Raw genomic sequence first — 1858 nt, forward strand, 5'->3', positions numbered from 1 at the left:
TGCCGCGAGAAGGTAATTTTTTCGAGCTTTTCAACCAGCATGCGGCTTACATCGTCGAAGGGGCCCGAGCCTTCATCGCGATGATCGAAAACTACGCCGATCTCGAACTGCGCGAGAAACACGCCAACGAGGTGGTGGCCGCCGAGCGCGCTGCTGACAAGGTGACGGCCGAGGTCAACCGCCTGCTGCACAAGACCTTCATCACGCCGATCGACCGCGAGCAGATCCACGGCCTGATCAACGCCATGGACGACATCGTCGACCTGCTCCAAGACGCCACCGAGACCATGCAGCTCTACGACGTGCGCGCCATGACCGAAGAGGTGCTGCGCCTGGGCGACCTGAGCGCAAAGTGCTGCGAGCGGGTGCAGCATGCCGTCTCGCTGCTGCCCAAGATCAACCACAGCGACGCGGCCGAAGCCGCCATCAAGACCTGCGAAGAAATCGACAAGCTCGAGTCTGACGCCGACCGTGTGATGCGCGCGGCCATGTCGAAGCTGTTTCGCGAAGAGACCGACGTGCGCGAGCTGATCAAGCTCAAGGCGATCTACGAGCAGCTCGAATCCATCTCCGACCGTTGCGAAGACGTGGCCAATCTCATCGAGGGCGTGGTCCTCGAGAACTCCTGATCGCGGGCGGGCTTTTGCATGCAAACGATCCAGGTTGCGTTCTGGGTGGTGGTGATGCTGGTCGTGCTGGCGCTCGCGTTCGATTTCATGAACGGTTTCCACGACGCGGCCAACTCCATTGCCACCGTGGTTTCCACCGGCGTGCTCAAGCCGCAGCAGGCGGTGTTGTTCGCGGCCTTCTTCAACGTGTTGGCCATCATGGTGTTTCACCTGAATGTGGCGGCCACGGTGGGCAAGGGCATCGTCGAGCCCGGCGTGGTCGATCACCACGTGGTGTTCGGCGCGCTGATCGGCGCCATCGCCTGGAACGTGATCACCTGGTGGTATGGCATCCCGTCGAGCTCGTCACATGCCTTGATCGGCGGCATCTGTGGCGCCGTGATCGCCAAGGCCGGCGTGGGCGCGCTGCTCGGCAGTGGGGTGTTGAAGGTGGTGGCCTTCATCTTCGTGTCACCGCTGTTGGGCTTTACGTTGGGCTCGCTGCTGATGGTGGCGGTGGCGTGGGTCTGCCGGCGAAGCTCACCGCTGCGTGTGGACAACTGGTTCCGCCGCTTGCAACTCGTGTCGGCCGGCCTCTACAGCCTGGGCCATGGCGGCAATGACGCACAAAAGACCATCGGCATCATCTGGATGCTGCTGATCGCCACCGGCTACACCGCCGCCAGCGACAAGCTGCCGCCCACCTGGGTCATCTGGAGTTGCTACCTCGCGATCGGCTTTGGGACCATGTTCGGCGGCTGGCGCATCGTCAAGACCATGGGGCAGAAGATCACCAAGCTCAAGCCGGTGGGTGGCTTCTGCGCCGAGACGGGCGGGGCGATGACGCTTTTCCTGGCCACCGCCATGGGCGTGCCGGTGTCGACCACCCACACCATCACCGGCGCCATCGTCGGCGTGGGTTCGGTACGCCGCGCTTCCGCGGTGCGCTGGGGCGTGGCCGGCAACATCGTGTGGGCCTGGGTCTTCACCATTCCCGCTTCTGCCTTGGTCGCCGGCATCTTCTACTGGGTGAGTTTCTCGGTCTTCGCCTGACCCGGCTGACTCACTGGCTGATCTTGCGGCCTTCTTCGACTTGGTACTCGAAGTAGCGCTGGCCGCTGAAGGCGATGGTGGACATGAGCACTGTGGCTCCGAAAAGCAGCGACAGGATCAATGCAAAAACCACGCCCCAACCCGACTGGTGAGCGTGGCCGCCGGGATTGAAACGTTCGTTCCATTTTTCGTCGGGC

2 protein-coding genes and 1 pseudogene are annotated in these 1858 nt (G+C 62.8%); 2 read left to right on the plus strand and 1 reads right to left on the minus strand.

The window, feature by feature from the left end:
- On the plus strand, window positions 1-629 hold a 629-nt coding region (locus RMO40_RS03885), incomplete at its 5' end, for a DUF47 family protein (RefSeq protein WP_309716577.1).
- Between the two features lie 18 nt (window positions 630-647).
- On the plus strand, window positions 648-1661 hold the full coding sequence (locus RMO40_RS03890) for an inorganic phosphate transporter (protein ID WP_309716580.1): 1014 nt from the start codon (window positions 648-650) through the stop codon (window positions 1659-1661).
- Between the two features lie 10 nt (window positions 1662-1671).
- Here RMO40_RS03890 and RMO40_RS03895 read toward each other — a convergent pair.
- Window positions 1672-1858 (minus strand): annotated as a pseudogene (locus RMO40_RS03895) (hypothetical protein); the annotation flags it as partial.

This window comes from Rhizobacter sp. (assembly GCF_031412075.1).
Lineage (GTDB): Bacteria > Pseudomonadota > Gammaproteobacteria > Burkholderiales > Burkholderiaceae_C > Rhizobacter.